Source organism: Campylobacter sp. CNRCH_2016_3089 (assembly GCF_025772505.1).
Classification (GTDB): Bacteria; Campylobacterota; Campylobacteria; order Campylobacterales; family Campylobacteraceae; genus Campylobacter_D; species Campylobacter_D lari_D.
On sequence record NZ_JAKMSF010000067.1, the window covers coordinates 1 to 512 of the forward strand.

At 23.8% G+C, this 512-nt stretch carries 1 pseudogene; it reads left to right on the top strand.

Features of this window, described 5'->3' with window-relative positions:
* Positions 1 to 512, top strand: a pseudogene (locus L8W69_RS09285) (hypothetical protein); the annotation flags it as partial.

Genomic DNA, 512 nt, shown 5'->3' on the forward strand with positions numbered 1-512 from the left:
CATATAACAAACCCAAAAAACCTAGAATATCAATGTAAAATAGAAAAAAATACAACTATACTAAACCAAGAACAAATCTTATCTTATGTAAAAGAAATTCATAGTGAAAATGTAAGAATAATCCAAGATTATATAGACCAAATTTATAAAGATAATGGCATAAAACCTTATGCATTTGATGATGAATTTTATGAAGAATTGGGTAATTTAGGAATAATCACTCAAAGACAAGTAGAAGGTTTTAAAAATAATCGTTTAATTAAGAAAAATTCCTTATTGCTTACTATGTTAGATTATTTGGCTAGGCAAGATAGAAAAAGTAAAGATTATTTGATTACTTTTGATGATGAGTATTTTTATGATTATTTTGTTTTTAGTTTGGGTGGGTTTATATTAAAACTATCTCAAGGCATGCTTCAAAATGAAATCAATTCTCTTTTTAACCCTGCAGCTTATATAGATGATACAAAAATAAATTATAATGATTTAAATAACGAATTAATTAGAAAATA